Here is a 574-nt window from a genome sequence, read left to right as displayed (position 1 = left end):
AACAAACACGGTGGGAGAGTGTTGAACACCAATACTTGTGGTGGTCATAGCACCGGGGAAACGCCCAGCAACATTCCGAACCTGGAAGCTAAGCCCGGCAGCGCCAATGGTACTGCAACCGCCAGGTTGTGGGAGAGTAGGACACCGCCACAACACACCTTCGAGAGGGACGGCCGCGAAAGCGTGCCGTCCCTCTCGTTTTAGTGGCTAACTACCGCTTCACACCCACTCGTCGTCTAGTATTGGGTGGTTGAACGCGCATCGCGCACCAGAGACAAGAGCGTCAAATGGCGCAGGAATAGAGGATAGACACCATGGCAGAAGAGACTCGAGGACGCGGCGAATTCGGCCGTGGTGGATACCAGAAGCGTGAGCCCCAGTGGCGTGAGCGTCAGTCAGATCGCGGTGACCGTGGGGATCGTGGTGGTTTCCAGCGTCGTGATGACCGTCGTGGTGGCTACCAGCAGCGTGATGATCGTCGTGGCGGTTTCCGTGATGATCGACGTGATGGTGATCGCCGTGACTTCCAGCGCCGCGACAATGATCGTCGTGATTTCGGTGGCCGTGATGATCG

1 rRNA gene is annotated in these 574 nt (G+C 58.5%); it reads left to right on the top strand.

The window, feature by feature from the left end:
- The first annotated feature begins 36 nt into the window (after positions 1-36).
- Positions 37-153 (top strand): 5S ribosomal RNA (gene rrf, locus O3656_RS10240).
- Positions 154-574 lie beyond the last annotated feature (421 nt).

It is taken from the genome of Pauljensenia sp. 27098_8_83 (genome assembly GCF_041432695.1).
In the GTDB taxonomy this organism is placed as follows: Bacteria; Actinomycetota; Actinomycetes; order Actinomycetales; family Actinomycetaceae; genus Pauljensenia.
Note: the sequence above shows the minus strand (reverse complement) of the source record. Positions and strands in the feature narration are given on the sequence as shown.